Origin of the sequence: Streptomyces spongiae, assembly GCF_009377185.1 — a bacterium.
Classification (GTDB): Bacteria; Actinomycetota; Actinomycetes; order Streptomycetales; family Streptomycetaceae; genus Streptomyces; species Streptomyces spongiae.
The window spans coordinates 17317-38607 of sequence record NZ_VJZC01000037.1 but is presented as its reverse complement, the minus strand read 5'-3'; the positions used below and the strand labels follow the sequence as shown (position 1 = coordinate 38607).

Sequence of the window (21291 nt, the reverse complement as noted above, 5' to 3'; positions counted from 1 at the left end):
CACGCTTCCCCCACGCCGACGAAGTCGTCGTCGACTGGCCCCACCGCTACCTGGAACACACCGAGGTCGACGCCCGCACCGCCGTCTGCGTCCTCACCCACGACGCCAAGTTCGACATCCCTCTCCTACGCCTCGCGCTCGACCTCCCGGTCGGCTACGTCGGCGCCATGGGCTCGCGCCGCACCCACGACCACCGCCTGGCCCTGCTGCGCGAGACCGGCGTACCCGCCGACCGACTGACCCGCCTGCACTCCCCGATCGGCCTCGACCTCGGCGCCCACACGCCCGAGGAAACAGCCGTCTCCATCACCGCCGAGATCATCGCCCACACCAACCACGGCACCGGCCTGCCCCTGTCCCACGGCACCGGCCCCATCCACCCCGCCCCCGGCGCTCTGTCACCGGCCGCACGGACAGCCGCGTGACGACCAGACCGCCGCAGCACGACGGAGGTGCCCGCCACTCGCAGACGGGCACCCCCTCGGGTGACGGGTCCCCGCCGCAGGAGCCGGGCGATGACCGCGTGGGCGGTGAACCGTCCACGCGGCGAGGGGGTCGGCGACGCACCCGGCAGCCGCCCCCGGAGAGACGCGGCGACCCCCGCCACCCAAGGCGTTGGCCGCCCGAGGCCGACAGACATGACCCAACCGATGAGGAACCACCCGTGAGTGCCCTGTTCACCCCCCTGCCCCTGCGGTCACTCGAGATCCCCAACCGCATCTGGACATCCCCGATGTGCATGTACTCCGCCGCCTCCGACGGCCCGGAGACCGGGATGCCGACCGACTTCCACCTCACCCACCTGGCCGGCCGGGCGGCCGGCGGCGCCGGTCTCGTGATGGCCGAGGCCACCGCGGTACGACCCGACGGACGCATCACCCCCTGGGACCTGGGCCTGTGGAACGACCGCCAGCAGCAGGCGTTCGCCCGCGTCACCGCGGCCATCCGTTCCCACGGCTCGGTCCCGGCGATCCAGCTCGCGCACGCCGGCCGCAAGGCTTCCGTCGACAAGCCCTGGCTCACCGGCGGGTTCGTACCCCGGACGGAGGGCGGCTGGCAGCCGGTCGCCCCCAGCCCGGAGCCGTTCACCGGACGGCCCGCTCCCCACGAGCTCACTCCGGACGAGATCCAGCAACTCGTACGCGACTTCGCCGAGTCGGCGAAGCGCGCCCTGGCCGCCGGCTTCCAGGTGGTCGAACTGCACGGCGCCCACGGCTTCCTGATCCACTCCTTCCTCTCCCCGGCCGCCAACCACCGCACCGACTCCTACGGCGGCAGCTTCGAGAACCGGCTGCGTTTCGCGCTGGAGGTCGTCAACGCCGTACGCATGGTGTGGCCCGAGAACCTGCCGGTCTTCTTCCGAACCTCGGCCACCGACTGGCTGACCGAGAACCCCGAGGACGACCGCGAGGGCTGGACCGGCGACGACACCGTCCGCCTCGCCAAGGAACTGCGCGCGCACGGCGTCGACCTGCTGGACGTGTCCAGCGGCGGCATGGTCGCCGACGCCACCATCCCCGTCGCGCCCGGCTACCAGGTCCCCTTCGCCGCCCAAGCCCGTGCGGCGACCGGCATCCCCACCGGCACCGTAGGCCTGATCCTGGAGCCCGCCCAGGCCGAGGACATCGTCGCCACCGGACAGGCCGACGCCGTCCTCCTCGGCCGCGAACTGCTGCGCAACCCGTACTGGCCCCAGCACGCCGCCCTCGAACTCGGCGCCGAGCCCCGCTGGCCCGAGCAGTACGGCTACGCCGTACGACGGAGCGGCAAGCGCTGAGAGAACAGCACCCGCCGCACCAGCACACGCCCCGCGTCGCTATACGAGGGCCGAGCCGACCGGCCTCGCCCCTGGGGACGGCATCGCCCTCTGAGGACGGCATCGCGCAGGCAGCCAAGCCGAATGCCCCGAACCCGGTCAACGGCGCGACCCACTTCGACTCGACCCCACATATTGATCTTCACACGGAAGCCGTGACGACCCCGCCGGTCGGCGCTTCGCCATCAACACCGCAAGAGGGTCCTCACGCTCCCTGCCCGCTGCGGGCGGGCCTGAGCCGACCGTTCAGGCACGTCCAGGACGGCTCTCAAACCGGGGAGGACTGCGCAATCGTCCAACTTCACCGAGCCACCGCCACGTCCACGAACAGGGCGGCCTGTCAGGCCAGGCCCCGCGAGGCAGCGCCAAGTACCCCCACAAGCTGACGCAGAGTACAGAACGGTCCTTCCGCCCTCGCTCCCTGACCCCTCAGCGTCCATCAGGCAATCGGCGAAGACCACAGAAGCAGCAGGTCAGAGACGTTCTTGCCTGCCACCTTCGTCGTCTGCTCCCTATACCAACGACGCTCGCTGGCGCGCATCCGCTACGCTGTCCTTGGTCGGCCGTTGGTACGTCGCGCTGTCTGCTCAGGCAACACCGCAGAGGACGTCGCACCGTGTCCGACCAGCGGGCTTGTGATCCTCGCCGAAGATCCACTTCCTGGATTTTCTCCAAGGTTTTCTACAAGCCCTCGCCTTCGTAGCTCAGGGGATAGAGCACCGCTCTCCTAAAGCGGGTGTCGCAGGTTCGAATCCTGCCGGGGGCACATCGCGCTACCGCTCTGACCTGGGGTTTCTGCCCCGGGGAGGGCTCGTGCTCGGCCTCGGACTCCTCGTCCGGGGCCGTTTGCGTGAGCGGACGGAGAGTTGATCCCCGAAATCTCTCCAGCGGATAAGCATCATCCGGCACGGACTCCGGCCCGGTCTTCTCCGGGCCATCGGGCTCTGGCTCCGCTTCAGGCACCCAAGGAGCGCACGAGCGCGCACGGAAGAATCGCGCTTCTGTCGAAAGTGGTTACGCCTCTCCGGAGCCCAGGGCGGTTTCCGCGTCGTGGCCGCCCCAACTGTCGGGGGTGCGCCACAGGACCTGAACCCCGAAGACACCGAACACGGTGTCAGCCGACCAGTCCTCGGCGGGCGGTTCGGAGAGCACCAGGTAGAGGCGGTCGGCAGGAGCGGGCAGGGTGTGGTTGATCTCCAGGAGGCGGGTGGCTCCCGAGCGGAGGTCGGCGTAGGTGGAGTGGCCGGCACCGAGGACCTCGTAGAGGAAGTGGCCGTCTTCCCCTGTGCGGCTGACATCGATGACCGGGGAGTCGGTCGGCTGCAGGTCCGCCCAGAGCAGAGCCGCCTTGAGAGCATGGCGCACCGCCTCGTGCTTCTTGCATGTGCGGTCGGTGGCCGCCGTGGTCTCCAGCGAGTGCAGAAGTCCCTTGGCGGGCGTGGCTGGCGCTGGCGTGGTGGGCATGCCTTCGGAGGTCACGGGCTCTGCTTCCTTCTGCTCGGACGGCTGTTCGACGGAGGCGGGCGCACTCTCGGTTTCCGGTTCGCCCGGGGTGGACCGGCGGTGCTGGAGCGCCTCTCGGGCCGCGTTCAGGGCCTGGGCCCAGTCGGCGCGTGCCAGGTCCGCCTGGAGTCGGTTCAGGTCCAGGTTGTTGTCCTTGAGCATGCGGTTGGTGTGCGCCGCCAGGTCGCGCAGGAGGCTGAGGCGGTGCTTGTCCGGGGATCCGAGCACACGACGCACGTCCACCCAGTCCGCCTGGTCACGGCGGAGGACGCGGTTGGCCATGCCCTTGAGCTCGGACAGGCGATCACGGGCGTTCTCCGGAATGGTTCCGTCACCGTTGGTCAGGTCGTCGAAGACGCTGAGCGCCGCCACATACCGATCCGCCATGGTGGGGGAGATGGGCTGGCGGCCACGCTGGTCCGCGGTGAGCAGGCAGTGGTTCGTCTCGTGAGCGAACACCCAGCAGTCCACTACCGCGCCGGGATGCGGGGGCACCGAGCCGTGGCGGACGGTCAGGACCAGAGCGACGTCGATCGCGGGAGACAGGGCCTTGACCCTGTACCGGCCACCGGGTGCCCGGCCGGTCACGCGGACTCGGACGTCCGTACCGATGTCAGGGACGTCAGCGTCTGCCATGCCTGGTTCGCCTTCGGCAGGTGCTGGTTCGGTACTGCTGCCGTCGGTGTTCGTGAGGGCCTCCGGGAGCGGGGACGTGTGCAGGACGGTCAGGCTCTGGGTGCTGCGGGTGAGCGCGACGTACAGCTGGCGCAGGCCGGCCGGGCCCCGGTCGGCGATGGTGGCGGGTTCGACGACGAGGACGTGGTCGTACTCCATGCCCTTGGCCTGGGCGGCGGCCAGCACGGACACCGCCTCGCGCCCATGCGCGGTGATGCCGTCGGCCAGGTCCAGGTGGTGACTGATCTCGTCGAGCCAGCCGGAGTCGTCGGGGACGATGACAGCCACGGAGCGCAGGGTGTGTCCGTCGCTGGTGCCGATGAGGCGGGTGGCTTGGGCCACGGTGTCGTCGAGGAGTTTCCACGGCTCGGTCGCGATCGTGCGCACAGCGTCCTCTCCCGCCGCACGCACGGCCTGCGGGTACGGCAGCGTGGGGGCGACGGTACGGGCCAGGGGGGCGACGAACTCCATGATTTCGGCGGGCACGCGGTAGCTGGTGTTCAGCTCGGCCACGCGCCAGTCGCCGTGGTCGGACAGGAGGGTGCCGAGGCGGTCCCAGTCGCTGTGGGTGTGGGGGCCGGTGGCCTGGGCGAGGTCGCCGAGGATGGTCATGGAGCCCTGCGCGGCGGAGCGCCGGCGCAGGGAGCGGGCCTGCATGGGTGTCAGGTCCTGTGCCTCGTCGACCACGATGTGCCCGTACCGCTGCGGGGTCTCCCCGGCGATGAGATACCGCAGTTCTTCGAGGCAGACCCGGTCGTCGAGTGTCCAGGGATCGGCGTCGGCCGTGTCGGCCCGAGGACGGCGCAGAGCGGCCTGCTCCGAGGCGTCGAGAATGCCCTCGGCGCAGGTACGCAGGAGGTCTTCGGAGTCGTACAGGGTGCGGAGGGCTTCCCTGGCGCCGGGCGAAGGCCAGACACGTTCGATGAGGCGCTCGACCTGACGGTTGCGTTCCAGGTCGCGGCGGATCGTGTCGTCGCGGCTGCGGCGAGGGGCGACGGCGACGAGTTCCCGCAGCAGGCGGTCGACGAGCAGCCCGCGGAAGCGGTCGCGGCGCTCACGGTAGGAGCCGTCGCCTTGGCGCACTTCTTCGAGGAGCGAAAGCATTTCGGAGCGCGGGACGCGCAGGGTCGTGCTGCCGACGGTGACGGTGAGCTCCGGCTTGGCCCCCTCGTAAGAAGCAGTGGTGGTGAACTCGTCGACGGCCTCGGGACGGCACTCGCCCTCGACGCGCCGCCGCAGGACGGCCGCCATGCGTTCATCGGACTTCACCATCCGCGCCGTGGGGGTGTCGGTGCCGAGGACCTCGCCGTCCCACAGACGGGTCACCTGCACGGCGTTGACGTTCCGGGTGCCGAGCGTGGGCAGCACCTGGCTCACGTAGTCCAGGAACCGCTGATGGGGGCCGACGACGAGGACGTCCTGGGCTTTGAAGTGCCCGTTGTTGACGAGCCAGGTCACGCGGTGCAGGCCGACCGCCGACTTGCCGGTACCCGGGCCGCCCTGCACGACGAGGATGTCGGAGGGCGAGCCGGTGACCAGGGCCATCTGGTCGCGGCGGATGGTCTCGACGATGTCCCGCATGCTGCCGCTGCGCGAGCGCTGAAGCTCGCGCAGGAGGAAGTCGTCGGGCTGCTGGGGACCTTGGCGATGGAGACGGGCGACGTCGGCGGGGGTGAGGACGGGGGGCCGCGCCGTATCAGGCCGCTGTGCGTCGGTGGTGGAGTCTGCCGCCGCGGACTGCGGATCGGCGTCGTCCGCGGTCGGCCGCGGGGCGGGGACGGTGACGGTGACGGTGATGTCGTCGGCATAGCCTTCGACGACGCGCTGCGTGCAGTGCAGCCGCCGCCGCAGGAGCACCTCCCCCGGAGCGTCCGGCAGCGCGTCGAGCCACTTCTTGGCAAGCTCGTTGGTCCACTCCACGACGACGGTATCGCGGGTCTGAACGTCGGAAACGGCACGCCGGCCGACGTACCAGGTTTCGGGTTCCCCACCTGGGCCGTCCTGCACGTCCACGCGGCTGATGACCAGCGAAGCCTTGCCAAGGCCTCCGTACGCTGCGGCTCGCTCCTCGGCCGCGAGACGGTTGGCGACACTGTCCTTGCCGCTCGCGGAGGCCGAGGCGACCGACCCCCCGGTCATTTCGGCCAGCCGCGCGGCGTAACAGTCGTAGGCGCGGTCCACTGCCTTCTGCTCGACGGCGATGATCTCGTCGCGCGTGGTGGTGCCCATGTACATGTCCCCTCCCCTTGCAACGCCCCGGAGGGCGCTGCGACGGGCATACGCCCGGCCCCGTCGAAGTAACTATCAGAGACCTGCTGGTAACAAACAGTCAGATGGTCAACGTCCCGACCAGCTCGCCAACCTCCGTCCGCCAGACCCGAACCTGGTCGTGCGTGGGGCCGATCTCGTACTGGTGGTAGTGGCATCCCAGGCAGAGGTGCGACCAGACGGCGTTGGTGCGGCGAGCGGTCTCCGCCGCGGTGTAGCAGTGGAGGCACAGCATCTTGGCCCGCATCGTGGTGTCGGCGAGCCCTGGCACCGCGGCGTCGAGCACGCGGTCGATGGAGAGCTCCAGGGCGGTCCGCAGAGCGAGGGAGGCTCCGCGGTGCCGGCCGGCGGCCGTGGCGCCCGTACGGGCGGCAAGCAGCTGATCCGCCGTCAGCAGGAGCTCCTCGACCGAGGTGGTGGGAGTGCTCATCACGCGGTCACCCCCGGCTTGCGCACCTTCTGCGCCATGATCTCGATGTCGTCCACGAAGCGGTGGGGGTCGGTGATCTGCGCTCCCGTGGCGTGGGCGCCGTTCTGGCACTCCTTGAGGAGGTCCACAGCACGCGGTCCGCAAAGGGTGCGCAGTTCCCGGTAGACGTCGCCGGTCCGGCCGGCGTCGCCGAACAGGGCCAGTGCCGCGACCTTCATGAGCTTGTCGGCGCTGCCGACGGCGGCCTGCAGCTCGTCCTCGGGCGCGCCGGAACGGTGATGCCGGATCCAGGCGGCTTCGAGGAAGGCGTTCTCCAGGGCGATACGGCACAGGCTGGGCAGCACGTGGGTCCGTGCCGCCGACGGCAGGTCACCGGTACTGGCGAGGGCCCGCGCGTCGTCGAGTGCCTGCCGTACCGGGTCGGTCACCGGCTTGACCTTCACCTTGGACGACTTGGCCCGCTCGACCTCGAACACCGTCACGGGCAGACCCTGGCTGGTGAACGCCCGCTGGAGCCGGGTGTCGTGGGTGAAGACGACGACCTGCCGGTGCTCGCCGAGCTCGTGCAGGACCTGGGCGAGTCCGTTGACCTTGGCGGGGTCCATGGACTGCACGGGGTCATCGATGACGATGAAACCGAACGGGCTGTCGGCGGTGGCGGCCCGAGGCAGGAACAGAGACAGCGCGAGAGAGTGCTGCTCGCCCTGGCTCATGACACTGAGAGCCGAGGCCTCCTCGCCGTCGACGGTGACATCCATGACGAGCTTGCGGACGGTGGCCTTCTCGCTGCCCTTCAGGCTCACGGCCTTGAGATCGATGTTGCTCTCCTGGCGGAGCCGCTCCCAGATGCGCTGCGACTGGTCGGCGAAGCCTTCCATCCGCTGTTCCCGCAACTCGGCGGCCAACGTCTTGATCCAGGTGCTCGCCTTCCTGATGTCCCGCAGCCGGGGTTTGTTCGCCTCCACGGCACGGGCCCTCTCCGCCCAGCCCGCCAGGCGGGTGACGAGCCCGCGCCAGCGTTCGTCCCGCTTCTCCAGTTCCCTGACGGCGTTCTGCCTGACCGCGGCGCAGGCATCGGCCAGGGTCGCGGCGGCCTCGTGGGCGCGCTGGGCGAGCTCGCCGGGATCACTGATCGTCCGGCAGGCGGTCCAGGCGCGCCACGGGTCGGCCAGGGCGGCGGGGATCTGTCGGGGCGTGTGGACGAGGTCCTGCACGGCCCGCGCGGCCGACCGGAGTTCGCTGCCCGCACCCGCTGCCGCCTCCGCCTCCTGTCGCAGTGCGGCGATCTGGGCGATGGCGTCCGTGGCCCATGCCGGGTCCAGCATCCCGTCGGTCCCGCACACGGGGCAGGCGGCCGCATCGGGGTGACGGTCGTGGTGCGCCACAGCCCGTTCGAGGAGTTCCGCACGCCGCAGGGCGTCCTCGGCGCCGGTGCCGCGCAGGTCCTCGACATCGGCGAGAGCATTGCGCAGGCGGTCCAGGGCCGCGTGGACCTGCACCATCTCGGGCCCCTGCACCTCTGCCTCGGCGCGCAGCCCGGCGAGCAGGCCATCGTCCCCGTCGGCGGGCAGACCGGCGACAAGGGCTTCAACAGTCTCGAAGTCGGGCGATCCCGCCGTGTCGACGGCGACGAGTGCCTGCACCGCGCGCTCGTCGTCCTCCAACTCGTACAGCGCCTCCTTGAGGCCCGGCAGCTCCGCCTTCGCCGCCTTGTCCGCGTCTTCGAGCGCCTTGGCCTCCTGGCGGAGCCGGCCGTCGGCGGCGCTGAGCTGCCCCAGGCCGAGGATGGTGGCGATGGCGTCGTACATCTCGGAGGGCTTGCCACTGATCATGCGGTCGAGGTCGACGTACGACAGGAAGGGCCGGAAGTCCCGCAGGTCCTGCTTCCAGTCCGCCTGGTCGAGGGGGACGCGGCCGTGCCCGGGGCGCTTCAGCTCGGCCTGGGAGGCGTCGAAGTCGTCGCCCTCCCAGGTGCGGGTGAGGGTGCTGCGGCCGGTGTCGCCCTCGACGGCGAGCTTGACCTCGATCTCCGGCCTGCCGTCGGTGTCGTGGAGGTTGCGCCAGTTGCTGCTGCGCATCGCGTGCTGCCCCTGCCAGCGCATGTTCACGCCGGTGAAGGCCGTCTCGATGCCCTCGGCGATGCTGGACTTGCCGGAGCCGTTGCGACCCACGACCAGGTTCACACCGGGTCTGGGGCTGAGCTTGAGCCAGGCGCGCGGTCCGATGCCACGGAACCGGGCGACGGCGACGGACTCGAGGTAGATCCGGCCGGCAGGGGAGGTCCCCCGGGGCTCGCCGTCGCCCATGGCCTCCTTCAGGAGCACCTTCACGGGTTCGCTGAGCGCCTCCTCCGCCAGGCGGGTCTCCACCAGACCGGCCACGGGCGCGGGCTGGTCGGACGGGGCCGGACGGGCGGGGTCGTTGGGGTGGTGTGCGTTCTGCCGGGGCTGTTCCGTCACGGTCATGCGGGTTCCTCCCGTGTGTGCGGTGGGTGGCGACTGCGGTGCGGAATGGACGCGAAGTGGACGGCCCCGAGGTATGGCGTTGCGACGAGAAGGACCGGGAGAGATCGGATGCGTGGCGCGGTACGGCGCCAGGACGCTTCACGGTGAGGTTGCGGAGTCACGGCCATGCTTCCATCCGGAAGCGTGACCAGATAAGCACAGCCGTGAAAGCACTGTCAAACAGCTTGACGAACTTGACGACTGTTGTAATGTGTTAACCGTCCCTGTCCGACTGGCCCGAGAGGTGCGGAACTCCACGCCATGCCCCAGCCACCAGCCCGACCGGCGCCCTCCGCACACGTGACAGCCGCCGAGATCTCCCGCATCGCGGGGGTCACACGCGCCACCGTCAGCAACTGGCGCCGCCGCCACGACGATTTCCCCGCGCCCAGCGCAGGCACGGAGGCCAGCCCGCTCTACGACCTGTCGGCCGTCCAGGCATGGCTGCGTGGCCGCGGTCACACCTCCGCCGCCTCTCCGACCGAGGAGCTGCGGACGGCACTACGGCTGCTGGGGCCCGGCTCGGGGGTGGCCGCGCGACTCTTCCCGCTGGTGGCTGCCGCGTCCCGCCGTACGCAGGAGGAGCTGGCCGAACTCGCCGCCGTGCCCGACGACCAGCTGCTCGCCCGAGCGGAGAAGGCCGCGGGCGAGCTCCCGGCCACCGTGCCCGAGGCCGAGCCGGTCCACTACGGCCCGGACGACGCGGGCGCGGTCCGCGCGCTGCTGGGGTGCGTCCGTGAGGCGGGGGCCCAGGCCGCCCTCGACGTCCTCGCCGAACGCGAACTGGACGAGGGCGCCGCCAGCGGCGTCTACCAGACCCCGGAGGGCCTGGCCCGGCTCATGGCACGGCTCCTGCCCGCCGACGTGTCCCGCGTCCTCGACCCCGCCTGCGGCAGCGGTACGCTCCTCGCCGCCGCCGCACGGCAGGGCGCGCGGGAGCTGTTCGGGCAGGACTCGCTCCCCGTCCAGGGCCAACGCACCGCGGTCCGGCTGCTGATCGCCGCACCCGAGGCCGAGACGGCGATCCGCGTCGGCGACAGCCTGCGCGCCGACGCCTTCCCCGACGTCACCGTGGACGCCGTCCTGTGCAACCCGCCGTTCGCCGACCGGGACTGGGGTCACGACGAGCTGGCCTACGACCCGAGGTGGGCGTACGGGGTCCCGCCGCGCTTCGAGTCCGAACTGGCGTGGGTGCAGCACGCCCTCGCACACCTGGAGCCCGGCGGCCACGCGGTCATGCTGTTGCCGCCCGCGCTGGCTTTCCGCTCCTCCGGCCGCCGCGTCCGCGCGGAACTCATCCGCGGCGGGGCCCTGCGCGCTGTCGTCTCGCTTCCGGTGCGTGCCGCGTATCCGCTCCACATCGGCCTGCAGATCTGGGTGTTCCAACGCCCCGAGCCGGGCGGCACGGACCGTACGACGGTGCTGTTCGTCGACGGGGAGGGCGAGCAGCGGGACGGCGCTGCGGGCACGCCGTCCGCCACCGGTACGGCGACGGCGGGTGCCGGCTCCCGCGGCGGCCCGCGCTCCCGCCGGTCCGGCTCTTCCGCTTCCGCCGCCTCCGCCCCCGCCTCTTCGGCCTCCGCCACCACCTTCGACTGGGCGGGGCTGACGGAGCGGGTCCTCGGCCAGTGGGCCGCGTTCACCACCGCCCCCGACACCTATGCCGACGAGCCCGGCGTCGCCCGCGCGGTGCCGCTCGTCGACCTCCTCGACGACGTCGTCGACGTCACCCCGGCCCGCCATGTCCGGGCGACCGCGGCCGACATCGACCCGGCGGCCCTGGCCCGGCGCGCGCACGACCTGCACGACCAACTGGCCGAGCAGGTCGCCGCCCTGTCATCCGCCTCCGCGTCCGGCGGCTGGCAGCCGTCCGGGGCCTCGGCCCGCGAGTGGCGTACGGCGACCGTCTCCGACCTGGCACGCGGCGGCGCCCTGACCGTGCTGCGGGCGGCGCCGCCCGGCACCCGCGGCTCCAAGGGCTCCGCCGCCCCCGCCGTCGACCGGCCGGTCCTCACCGCCCAGGACGTCTCCACCGGAAACCCCCCGTCCGGCGGGGCCGTGGACCTCCACGCCGACGCCGCACAGCCCGTCGCCGCCGGGGACGTCCTCGTCCGCGCCGTCGCGGGCAGCGGCAACGCGTCCGCGATGACCCGGGTCGCGGACGACCGGGACGCCGGAGCGCTGCTCGGTCAGCACATCCACCTCCTGCGCCCCGACCCGGCCCGCCTCGACCCGTGGTTCCTGGCCGGGTTCCTCGGCGCCGACGACAACATCGCCTCCGCGTCCACCGGCTCCACCCTCGTACACGTCACACCGGGCCGCCTGCGCGTACCGCTGCTGCCGCTGGAGGAACAGCGGCGCTACGGGGAGGCGTTCCGCCGCGTGTACGAGCTGCGCGCGGTGGTCCGCCGAACCGCCGACCTCGCCGCCGACACCGCGGCCACCCTGACGACCGGCCTCACCGCCGGCGTACTCCTGCCACCGGACACCCCGGGCAGCCCGGATACGTCGGGCGCCCCGGGCAGCCGTTCTGTCTGAAACGCCCCACGCGTCCCACCGCGTACGACCACACTGGATCCCTGCCGTCCCCCGCCCGGACGGCGCTCTTCGGAAGGAAGCCGGGACCTCTTGAACAGCAGCAAGCACACGGAGTTGGCGAACCACGCCTGGTCCGTCGCCGATCTCCTGCGCGGCGACTACAAGCAGTCCGACTACGGCAAGGTCATCCTGCCGTTCACGGTGCTGCGCCGCCTGGAGTGCGTCCTGGAGCCGACGCGCGACAAGGTCGTCGAGACCGTCACCAGGTTCGCGGGCCAGGACATCGACACCGGCCACTTCCTGCGCAGAGCTTCGGGCCACTCCTTCTACAACAAGAGCGACCTCACGCTGCGGAAGATCGCGGCCGACCCGCAGAACGCGGCGAGGAACCTGCAGATCTACGTCGGCGCCTTCTCGGACAACGCCCGCGAGGTCCTCGACAAGTACGAGTTCAACCAGCAGGTCAGGAAGCTCGACGGCGCGAACCTGCTCTACCAGGTCATCGGCAGGTTCACCGACCTCGACCTGCACCCCGACGTCGTGCCCAACCACAACATGGGTTACATCTTCGAGGAGTTGATCCGCCGCTTCGCCGAGCAGTCGAACGAGACCGCGGGTGAGCACTTCACCCCGCGCGAGGTCATCAAGCTGATGGTGAACCTGCTGGTGGCGCCCGACGCGGACGCCCTCACTGTGCCGGGTGTCGTCCGCACGGTCATGGACCCGGCCTGCGGCACGGGCGGCATGCTCAGCGCCGCCGACGACCGCATCAAGGCCCTCAACCCGGACGCGACGGTCGAGGTGTACGGGCAGGAGCTCAACCCCGAGTCCTGGGCGATCTGCCGGTCCGACCTCATGATCAAGGGCCAGGACCCGGAGAACATCCGCTTCGGCAACTCCTTCTCCGACGACGGCCACGCCCGCCGCAAGTTCGACTACATCCTCGCCAACCCGCCGTTCGGCGTGGAGTGGAAGAAGGTCAAGGAGGAGGTCGAGTACGAGCACAAGTCACTCGGCGACGCCGGCCGCTTCGGCGCGGGTCTGCCGCGCATCAATGACGGCTCGCTGCTCTTCCTCCAGCACATGATCTCGAAGATGAAGCCGGTGGACGTCAGCGGCGGGGGCGGCTCCCGCATCGCCATCGTCTTCAACGGCTCCCCGCTGTTCACCGGCGCGGCCGAGTCCGGCGAGTCCAACATCCGCCGCTGGATCCTGGAGAACGACTGGCTGGAGGCCATCGTCGCCCTCCCGGACCAGCTGTTCTACAACACGGGCATCTCCACGTACTTCTGGATCCTGACGAACCGTAAGGACAAGGACCACAAGGGCAAGGTCGTGCTGCTCGACGCGCGCGACCAGTGGGTGAAGATGCGCAAGTCGCTGGGCGACAAGCGCAAGGAACTCGGCGACGGGACGAACGGCCGCCCCGACCACATCGGGGACATCACGCGGCTGTACGCGGAGGCGCTGCAGGTCGCGGGTGACGCGGAGCACCCGCTGCACGGCAAGGTCAAGGTCTTCGCCAACGAGGACTTCGGTTACCAGCGGATCACGGTCGAGCGGCCGCTGAAGCTGCGCTTCGAGGTGACGGAGGAGACGTTGGCGGCGCTGGCGGAGGCCAAGCCGGTAGCGAGGCTGGAGCGGAGCGAGGAATTCGTAGCGGCGGTGCGTACGCTGCTCGGCTCGTCCTGGGCGACGAAGTCCGAGGCGTTCATCGCGCTCAAGGACGCGGTGGTCGCGGCCGGGCTGACGTGGCCGTCGGGAGCGCCGTTCGCGAAGGCGGTACGGGAGGCGGTCGGGGTACGGGACCCGGAGGGCGAGGTTCAGAAGGTCAAGGGCGCAGCGGAGCCGGATGCGGACCTGCGGGACTACGAGAACGTCCCGTTGGGAGAGGACGTCGAGGACTACCTCAAGCGTGAGGTGCTGCCGCACGTCCCGGACGCGTGGATCGACCACACGAAGACGAAGATCGGCTACGAGATCCCGTTCACGCGGCACTTCTACGTATATACGCCGCCGCGGCCGCTGGCGAAGATCGACGCGGAGTTGAAGTCGCTGGAGGCGGAGATTCAGGCGCTGCTGGGTGAGGTGACGGAATGAGCTTGGAGGGCGCAATCGCAGCGAACGGGAACACCCGCGGATGGAACATCATTGCGCTCCGTTCGCTGCTTTCGCAGTCGAAGGCTGACAACCGCCCCGACCTGCCTCTACTCGGAGTCAATCTGCACTCCGGCGTTACCCAGCGCAGCGCAAATGACGGACGCCCCGCCGCAAGCGAAGATCTCACAGCGTACAAGGTCGTAGCGCCTGGAAACATTATCATGAATCGGTTGGGTAAACCGCACGGCTCCGTTGGCATGTCCCCCTGGAACGGGATCACCAGCCCGGCCTATTGGGTCATGGGGATTAATCCGCAACTCGGCGAACCTCGCTTCCTTCATCACCTGCTGCGGTCACGCCACTTGGTTGCCGAGTACGAACGCCTTGGCAAGAACCAACCGCCTAACCAGTTCGACATCTCTTGGGATGCTTTCCGCGCGATCGAGGTTCCGCTGCCCCCGCTGGAGGAGCAGCGCCGCATCGCCGACTACCTCGACACCGAGATCGCCCGCATCGGCCGATTGACAGCCGCCCGTGATGCCCAGCTCTCCCTCCTGGAAGAGCGCGAGTTGGCGGTCATCAGGCACATGCTCTCTGGCGGCGCTACGAGCCAAGGGGGGAGGCCAACGGATTGGCCATGGCTCCCACACATCCCGGCAGACTGGTCCATCGGCCCCGTCTATGCCTACTACTCCACCGACCTCGGAAAAATGCTCAACGCTGAGCGGGCCTCTGGGGAGAAATTGCACCCTTATCTGCGCAACGCAAACGTTCACTGGTACGAAATCAACACAGCAGACATGGCTTCTATGCACTTCGAGGCAGATGAAGTCCGCCGATACTCAGTGGCTCCCGGCGATCTGCTGGTTTGTGAAGGCGGTGCCGGCGTGGCCGAAGCGGCCGTCTGGGACGGTCGGATTGAAGAGTGCTATTTCCAAAAGTCACTCCACCGCGTGCGGCAATCCAGCGAAGTCCCCGTTGAATGGCTCATGTATTGGCTGCGATTCGCCAAGGCCTGCGGAGTGTTCGACGCCAGTGGAAATCTTGCGACCATCCCTCACCTAACAGGAGAACAACTCCGGCAGTACAGGATTCCGATCCCCCACGACGGCCAGAGCATGATTCGAGAAACCGGTCGGAAGATCAGCGACATGGCGAAGGCACGCACTCTCTTGAACACCGCACAGAAGGGGCTGTCTGAACGCCGCCAAGCCCTCATCACCGCTGCCGTAACCGGCCAGTTCGACGTATCCACTGCCAGCGGGCGCAACGTGACGGACGGAGTGAACGCATAGCCATGAGCCCCATCCACACGGAGTCCGCCTTCGGGGACGCCATCGTCGCCGCCATGGTCGAGCGTGGCTGGCGCGAAGCGCGCTCGCAGGACTACCGGGCCGATCTCGGTCTGGACACCAACGAACTCTTCACCTTCATCGGCGAGACCCAGCCCGACGAGTGGAACGAACTCCTCACCGTCTACGGCGGCGACCCGAACGAGGCGCAGCGCGGGTTCGCCAGTCGGCTCGACCAGGCCATCGCCACCAACGGCCTCCTCGACGCGCTCCGCAACGGCGTCAAGGACCGGGGCGTCCTCCTCCGCGTCGCATACTTCAAGCCGAACCTCGTCGCCCACGACTCCGTGCTGGACGGTTACCGGGCCAACCGCCTCACCGTCGTCCGCGAACTCGAATACGCGACCAAGCAGGCCGACTGGGGCAACCGGCTCGACCTGACCCTGTTCCTCAACGGAATCCCGGTCGCCACAGCCGAGTTGAAGAACCCGCTGACCAAGCAGGGCGTGGAGCAGGCCAAGGAGCAGTATCGCACCGACCGCGACCCCACCGAGCTGATCTTCACGCGCAGGGTCGTCGCGAACTTCGCCGTCGACCCGGACCTGGTCTTCGTCGCCACGCAGCTCAAGGGAAAGAACACCCGCTTCCTCCCGTTCAGCACGGGCTCCAACGGCCCCGGTCAGCCGGGCGGCGCAGGCAACCCCGCCCCCACCGCCTACGGCACGTACGCGACCTCCTACCTCTGGGAGCAGGTCTGGCAGCCGGACAACTGGCTGGACCTGCTCCAGCGGTTCGTGCACCTGCACAAGAGCAAGACGCCCGGCCGCGGCACCACCAAGACGATGATCTTCCCCAGGTTCCACCAGTGGGACGTGGTCAAGAAGCTCACCGCGCACGCAGCCACCCACGGCGCGGGACACGACTACCTGGTCATGGCCTCGGCCGGCTCGGGCAAGTCGAACACCATCGGCTGGCTCGCGCACCGCCTCAGCGACCTGCACACCCCCACCGACCCACGCGAACTCGACGCTGAGGCCATCGCCAAGGGCCTCAAGCCCGGTGTTCCGGTCTTCGACAAGGTCATCGTCATCACCGACCGCCGCAACCTGGACGCCCAACTCCGGGAAACGGTCGGCAATTTCGAGCAGACCGCAGGCCTCGTCGTGAAGATCGACGAGAAGCACGGTGCGAAGGGCGAGCAACTCGCCAAGGCCCTCTCCCGCGACACCGGAAAGATCGTCACCGTCACCCTGCACTCGTTCCCGGCGCTGATCTCGTACATCGAGCGCAACCCCACCGAGATCCGGGGCAGTCACTTCGCGATCATCGTGGACGAGGCCCACTCCTCGCAGTCCGGCGACGCCGCCAAGGACGTACGGGCCGCCCTGCGCGACCTCGGCCTGGACTCCGACTCGGACGACGCGGGCGCGACCGCGGTCAAGGCCGAGGACGCCACCCTGGACGAGCGGCTCAAGAAGCGGGCCGAGCAGCGTTCCCGCGCCGCGAACCTCTCCTACTTCGCGTTCACGGCCACGCCGAAGGCCAAGACCCTCGAACTCTTCGGCACACTCCAGGACATCGACGGCAAAGCGACCTACCGGCCCTTCCACACGTACTCCATGCGCCAGGCGATCGAGGAGGGCTTCATCCTCGACCCGCTGCGCAACTACGTCACGTACAACACGTACTGGAAGCTGGTGAACCAGAACCCCGACGAGCGGGAGGTCGACCCGTCGAAGGCGAACGGCCTGCTCGCCCGGTACGCGCTGACCCATGACTCGACGGTCGCCCAGCACGCCCAGGTGATCGTGGAGCACTTCGTGGCGCACAGCCGGGGCCGTCTCGGCGGGCGGGCCAAGTCGATGGTGGTGACCCGAACGCGGGAGTCCGCCGTGCACATGGCGCGCGCCATCAAGAGCTACATCAAGGACCGGGACTACGACACCAAGTACCCCGACCTGGGTGTCCTCGTCGCCTTCTCCGGATCACTCACCGTCGACGGAGAGGAGACCACCGAGCCGAAGGAGAACGGCGGGCTGTCGGAGAGCGCACTGCCGAAGGCGTTCGCGTACACGCGCGCCGACGACAAGGCTGCCCGAGCCGGTGGGGCGGGCCAGCGCGAGTACAAAATCCTCGTCGTGGCGGAGAAGTACCAGACCGGCTTCGACCAGCCGCTCCTCACGACGATGTACGTCAACAAGACACTGACCGGCATCTCGGCCGTCCAGACCCTGTCCCGGCTGAACCGGACCGCCGAGCGCAAGTCCCAGGCGGACCTGGCGGTCCTGGACTTCGTCAACGACGCCAACGACATACAGGAGTCCTTCCGCCCGTACTTCGAGGAGGCGATGACCCTCCCCTCCGACCCCAACCTGCTCTACACGGCGCAGAGCCGGGTCATGCAGGCGGCGATCCTGTCCGGGCAGGAGATGGACGAGTTCGCCGCCGCGTACTTCGCCGCCAAGGAGAAGGCGGCGGGCTCACAGTCCAAGTGGGAGAAACTGCACGCCGAGCTGTACCGGCTGCTGTCTCCCGCGGTGGCCCGCTTCACCGCGCTGCAGGACAGCGAGGACGAGGACGACCAGGAGACGGCGGAGGGCTTCCGCGCCGACCTCAACGACTACGTCAGGAAGTACGGCTTCCTCGCGCAGATCGTCCCCTACCGGGACGCCGAGCTGGAACGGCTGCACCTCTACGGCCGCTACCTCCTCAACCGGCTGCCGCGCCGCGCGGACGGCGGCGTGGACATAGGCGAGATCGACCTCAGCCATCTGCGGGTGGAGAAGACCGGCGAGTATGACGTCTCCCTCACCGCCGAGGGGCCGACGACGATGCAGGGCTTCGGCGACGGCTCGGGCGGCGCGAAGGAAGCAGAGAAGTCGCTGCTCTCGCAGCTGATCGACAAGTTCAACGAACGCTTCGGCACCGAGTTCACCGAGCAGGACGTCATCCGCCCGTTCGAGGAGGCCAAGGCCGACCCGAAGGTGCGGGCGGCGGCCGTCGTCAATGACGAGGACAACTTCGGCCTCGTCTTCGACAACGTCTTCGCGGACAAGATGGCCGACCACATCGACACCATCGCGGGCATGGGCCGCCAGTACTTCGGCCCCGACAAGGGCTTCAAGTCCAGCCTGGACCGCAGCGCCCGCAAGGCCGCGTGGCGGATGATCCGCCGCGAGGAGGGCCTGGACGACGTCTGATGCGTATGCCCCGGTCGGACAGGCCGGCCGGGGCGCCCTCCGGCCTCGATTCGTTGCGGCCTGACGGCCGTAGGTACACGAGGTTCATGCCGATTTTTGTCGGACGTCAGCCATGGGCTGTTGCTGGAAAACAAGGGGAGACGATGAGTGACGACCGCAAGGGAATCGTTCCGGTGTGGACGCTGGCAACCGGTGACGTCCGGGTGCCAGGGTTGACCGCGGGCGAGTCGATGACGGCCGAGCGCCTGGCTGAACTGCGCGGAGTGCTTGCCGTCCTGGCCGACGAGCCGATCGTCACACTTGAGGCACATCCGCTGCCCGACAAGATCGACCGTGGCCGTGGCATCCCGCTCGACGCCGGGAGTCCTTTGGCGCAGCACCTGTCCCAGTTCATCACGCAATCGACGCGAAGTTCCCTTACGGCGGCCAGAGCGACCGCTTCCGGCGAAAGTCTGTATCGCATGGTGGTCCCGGCGAAGGTCGCCGCCCAGCTCGGGCAGGGCATCATTCGCCCGATGGCGGCGAAAGGCGTGGCCGATGGCATCCGCGGTCCGCTCGTGGACACAGCGGGCAAAATTGCCGGTGGCGCGACGTTCGTGCCGGTCGGTGGAGCGGCCACTGCGGGCGCAGCAGGTGGAGCCGGTGCAACAGCCGGCATCGCGATCGGCGGCAGTGCGGCGCTCACCGTCGCCGCGCCGCTCGTGCTCATGGCCGTGGCGGTGGGGGTGAGCGCGCACGCCGACCGCAAGCGCCAGCAGGCCATCGAACACATCACGGAACTGCTGGAGCAACTTCAGGAGGAGAAGCTCGACGACGAGCGCAGCGAACTCGACGGCTGCCGTGACGCCATCGACAAAGCCACTTCCATTCTGCTCGACCAGGGCAAGCTCGGTCTCTCGCTGGGACTCGACTCGGCGGTGCATGCCATCAACACGGCGCTGGGCAAAGCCGACGGCCGCCTTGCCCGATGGCAGAGCTCGCTCGACAAGCTACCCGAGGGCGAGGCCGTCGAACTCGGCACGTTGACCAAGTCGTTCCCCGGCGTCGACGACCATGGCGGCACGTTCCGCACCCACCTCGAACTCGCTTCCCTGGCTATCGCGCTGAAGCGGCGGGTCGTCGTCCTCCAGGCCGTCGAGCACGCCCAGAGCGACCCCGGCAATCCGTTCGAGAACTTCACCCGCGCACTCAAACGCGATCAGCAGCGCCTCGACGAACTGGAGTCGAACATCGCCGGTGTCCTGGTACGCCTGTCGGCACTGGAGCTGGCACGCCCGAACGGTTTGCGCCCCGTCTTCACGACGAGTGAAGTCGAACGCCTGATGCGCGCGGCATACCGGATTCACAAGCTGGGCGACGGCATCACGGTCAACAGCCGCACGACAGACGTGGCCGTTGAGATTGCCCGCAACAAGGACGGCTCGGTGGTCGTGTTCCCCGCGCTGCCCGCGTAGGCACAGGCGCGCTCGCGCAGCCCGCGTTCGCGTCGCGGGCGGTGGTGTGGCCCAGCCGCATGTATGACTGGGCCACCACGGGGCTTACGCATGTACGGCTCAGATGGTCTGGTCGGCCGCCAGCCTGACGAACCCGACCCACGCCTGGGGGGGGACCGTCAGAACCGGGCCGGAGCGGACCTTCGAGTCCCGGATGTGTGGGTGACTGCGGCTTGGGCTAGGCAGGGGTTTCGGGAGAGTGCGGCAGGGGGTCGGCGACGAAAGTCCCCAGCCCGACCTCGCCCCGTGTCCACCCCTGCTCCCGTACATGCCGCATCGCCTTCGCCGCCGTCGCATTCACCACGCCGAACTCCTGGGCGATTTCCAGAGTGGAGGGCACGCGGCTTCCCGGCGGATACGTGCCGTTCTTGATTCGCCGGATGATCTCCGCTGCGATCTGTCGCCACAGCGGGCGTGTGCGGTCAAGCTCCATGACGTCAGCGTGGGTGACCACAGCATTCCGTGCATCCGTGGTTATCTGCGGTTATCCACGCTATCTTGGGTTCGCAACACAAAGCGGCCCCGACGGGAAGCGGCTACTTCCCTACCGGGGCCTCAGCCGACTGAATAGGAGCCGACCTGTGCGCAGCCTACTGGCCGCGATTCTGAGCCTCTTCCTGCCCGCCCGCGGTGCCCATCGCGCCGCGGCGCCGCCGCCACTGCCCTCCATCTCCTGTCCACCCGTTCCGGAACCCCCGCCCGTGATCACGTGCCTGCACCCGGCGGACGTCATCACCGTCGACGCCATGCCCCTGGTCCGTCCGTACGTCGTCGAATGGGAACGCGAGCGGGACGAACATGACCGGCGCCGCCTTCAGCGCGAGCGGCGTCGGGCGGCGGTCCTGGCGACGCTGGGGCAGGACTACGTTCCGGTTCCGTGGGAGGTCGCCGTATGAGCACGAGTACGCCGCGTCTGCGCAGCCTGGGCCTCGACCCGGCCACCGGCAAGGAGGCCCTGGCCCTCACGTGCCCCGGCGGCCGTCTTGAGGAACTGGCCGACGCGCACGCCCTGAAGGCCGCCGCCGTCCTGGTCACGGTCGTCGGCGCCGTACTGGAGGTGGGAAAGGCCTCGGACGCCGAACTCGCCGCCTTCGTAAAGCCGTTGCACGCCGCGCTCGAAGAATGCGTCGGCATCATCGCGACCGCCCGGGAGTGACGACGTAGAGGTATTACGCCTTGAGGTCGGTGGCGCCCGGAGGGTTCGCCCCTGGGTGCCACCGACCCACGTCCGCCGCTGCTCCTTGACCTCGGGTCCGTATCCGGTCGTCACCCTTCTCGCACGCGTGACGCGCGGCTGCCCGCCTCACCCCCGGATGAGCCCGCGATGCGCGGCCCACGACCGAGCGGCGGCGATCAAGGGCGCACGATGCGGAAGCGGGTCCGTCTTCTGCAGGTTCTCCCAGACCGCGCAGAGATGGTAGCCGGTCCCCGGCTCGACCACAGGGTGGCACAGGACGGGGCTGCGTGCTCCG

Annotated in this window: 14 protein-coding genes and 1 tRNA gene; 10 read left to right on the top strand and 5 right to left on the bottom strand. The window is 69.4% G+C overall.

The features are described from left to right. From FNH08_RS08605 to FNH08_RS08595, 3 genes are all read left to right on the top strand, one after another. A partial coding sequence (locus FNH08_RS08605) for an XdhC family protein (protein ID WP_194238423.1) occupies positions 1 to 425 on the top strand: 425 nt, incomplete at its 5' end. A gap of 239 nt (positions 426 to 664) precedes the next feature. After that, complete coding sequence (locus FNH08_RS08600) at positions 665 to 1777, top strand: NADH:flavin oxidoreductase/NADH oxidase (protein WP_322724024.1); 1113 nt, start codon at positions 665 to 667, stop codon at positions 1775 to 1777. A gap of 732 nt (positions 1778 to 2509) precedes the next feature. After that, positions 2510 to 2582 (top strand) — tRNA-Arg (locus tag FNH08_RS08595). Positions 2583 to 2830: 248 nt separating this feature from the next. Here FNH08_RS08595 and FNH08_RS08590 read toward each other — a convergent pair. The 3 genes from FNH08_RS08590 to FNH08_RS08580 form a co-directional block, all read right to left on the bottom strand. Next, entirely contained in the window at positions 2831 to 6223 is a 3393-nt protein-coding gene (locus FNH08_RS08590) for a HelD family protein (RefSeq protein WP_194238422.1), read from the bottom strand. 100 nt (positions 6224 to 6323) lie between these two features. After that, positions 6324 to 6692, bottom strand: a complete 369-nt coding sequence (locus FNH08_RS08585; RefSeq protein ID WP_152770797.1) for a hypothetical protein — start codon at positions 6690 to 6692, stop codon at positions 6324 to 6326. Next, a complete protein-coding gene (locus tag FNH08_RS08580; RefSeq protein WP_152770796.1) occupies positions 6692 to 9157 on the bottom strand; it encodes an AAA family ATPase in 2466 nt (821 codons plus the stop codon). The genes FNH08_RS08585 and FNH08_RS08580 overlap by 1 nt, the downstream gene beginning before the upstream one ends. 339 nt (positions 9158 to 9496) lie before the next feature. On the opposite strand from FNH08_RS08580, the gene FNH08_RS08575 reads away from it, so the two are divergent. From FNH08_RS08575 to FNH08_RS08555, 5 genes are all read left to right on the top strand, one after another. Further along, a complete protein-coding gene (locus tag FNH08_RS08575) occupies positions 9497 to 11734 on the top strand; it encodes an N-6 DNA methylase (RefSeq protein ID WP_322724026.1) in 2238 nt (745 codons plus the stop codon). Between the two features lie 90 nt (positions 11735 to 11824). Then, positions 11825 to 13834, top strand: a complete 2010-nt coding sequence (locus tag FNH08_RS08570; protein ID WP_152770794.1) for a type I restriction-modification system subunit M — start codon at positions 11825 to 11827, stop codon at positions 13832 to 13834. Next, a complete protein-coding gene (locus tag FNH08_RS08565) occupies positions 13831 to 15129 on the top strand; it encodes a restriction endonuclease subunit S (RefSeq protein WP_152770793.1) in 1299 nt (432 codons plus the stop codon). Before FNH08_RS08570 ends, FNH08_RS08565 begins: the two co-directional genes overlap by 4 nt. A gap of 2 nt (positions 15130 to 15131) precedes the next feature. Further along, positions 15132 to 18326: a type I restriction endonuclease subunit R gene (locus tag FNH08_RS08560; RefSeq protein WP_152770792.1), complete on the top strand. Its 3195-nt coding sequence runs from the start codon at positions 15132 to 15134 to the stop codon at positions 18324 to 18326. A gap of 143 nt (positions 18327 to 18469) precedes the next feature. Continuing rightward, positions 18470 to 19780, top strand: coding sequence for a hypothetical protein (locus FNH08_RS08555; protein WP_152770791.1), 1311 nt, complete (start codon positions 18470 to 18472; stop codon positions 19778 to 19780). 99 nt (positions 19781 to 19879) lie between these two features. Here FNH08_RS08555 and FNH08_RS08550 read toward each other — a convergent pair whose 3' ends face one another. Together FNH08_RS08550 and FNH08_RS08545 are read right to left on the bottom strand one after the other, a co-directional pair. Next, the gene (locus tag FNH08_RS08550; protein WP_152770790.1) at positions 19880 to 20089 is read right to left on the bottom strand and encodes a DUF397 domain-containing protein; all 210 of its coding nucleotides are present in this window, start codon (positions 20087 to 20089) and stop codon (positions 19880 to 19882) included. Continuing rightward, the gene (locus FNH08_RS08545) at positions 19998 to 20252 is read right to left on the bottom strand and encodes a GntR family transcriptional regulator (RefSeq protein WP_152770789.1); all 255 of its coding nucleotides are present in this window, start codon (positions 20250 to 20252) and stop codon (positions 19998 to 20000) included. The genes FNH08_RS08550 and FNH08_RS08545 overlap by 92 nt, the downstream gene beginning before the upstream one ends. A gap of 148 nt (positions 20253 to 20400) precedes the next feature. Between FNH08_RS08545 and FNH08_RS08540 the strand changes: the two genes are divergently transcribed. Further along, positions 20401 to 20715, top strand: coding sequence for a hypothetical protein (locus FNH08_RS08540; RefSeq protein WP_152770788.1), 315 nt, complete (start codon positions 20401 to 20403; stop codon positions 20713 to 20715). After that, the gene (locus FNH08_RS08535) at positions 20712 to 20975 is read left to right on the top strand and encodes a hypothetical protein (protein WP_152770787.1); all 264 of its coding nucleotides are present in this window, start codon (positions 20712 to 20714) and stop codon (positions 20973 to 20975) included. The genes FNH08_RS08540 and FNH08_RS08535 overlap by 4 nt, the downstream gene beginning before the upstream one ends. Positions 20976 to 21291 lie beyond the last annotated feature (316 nt).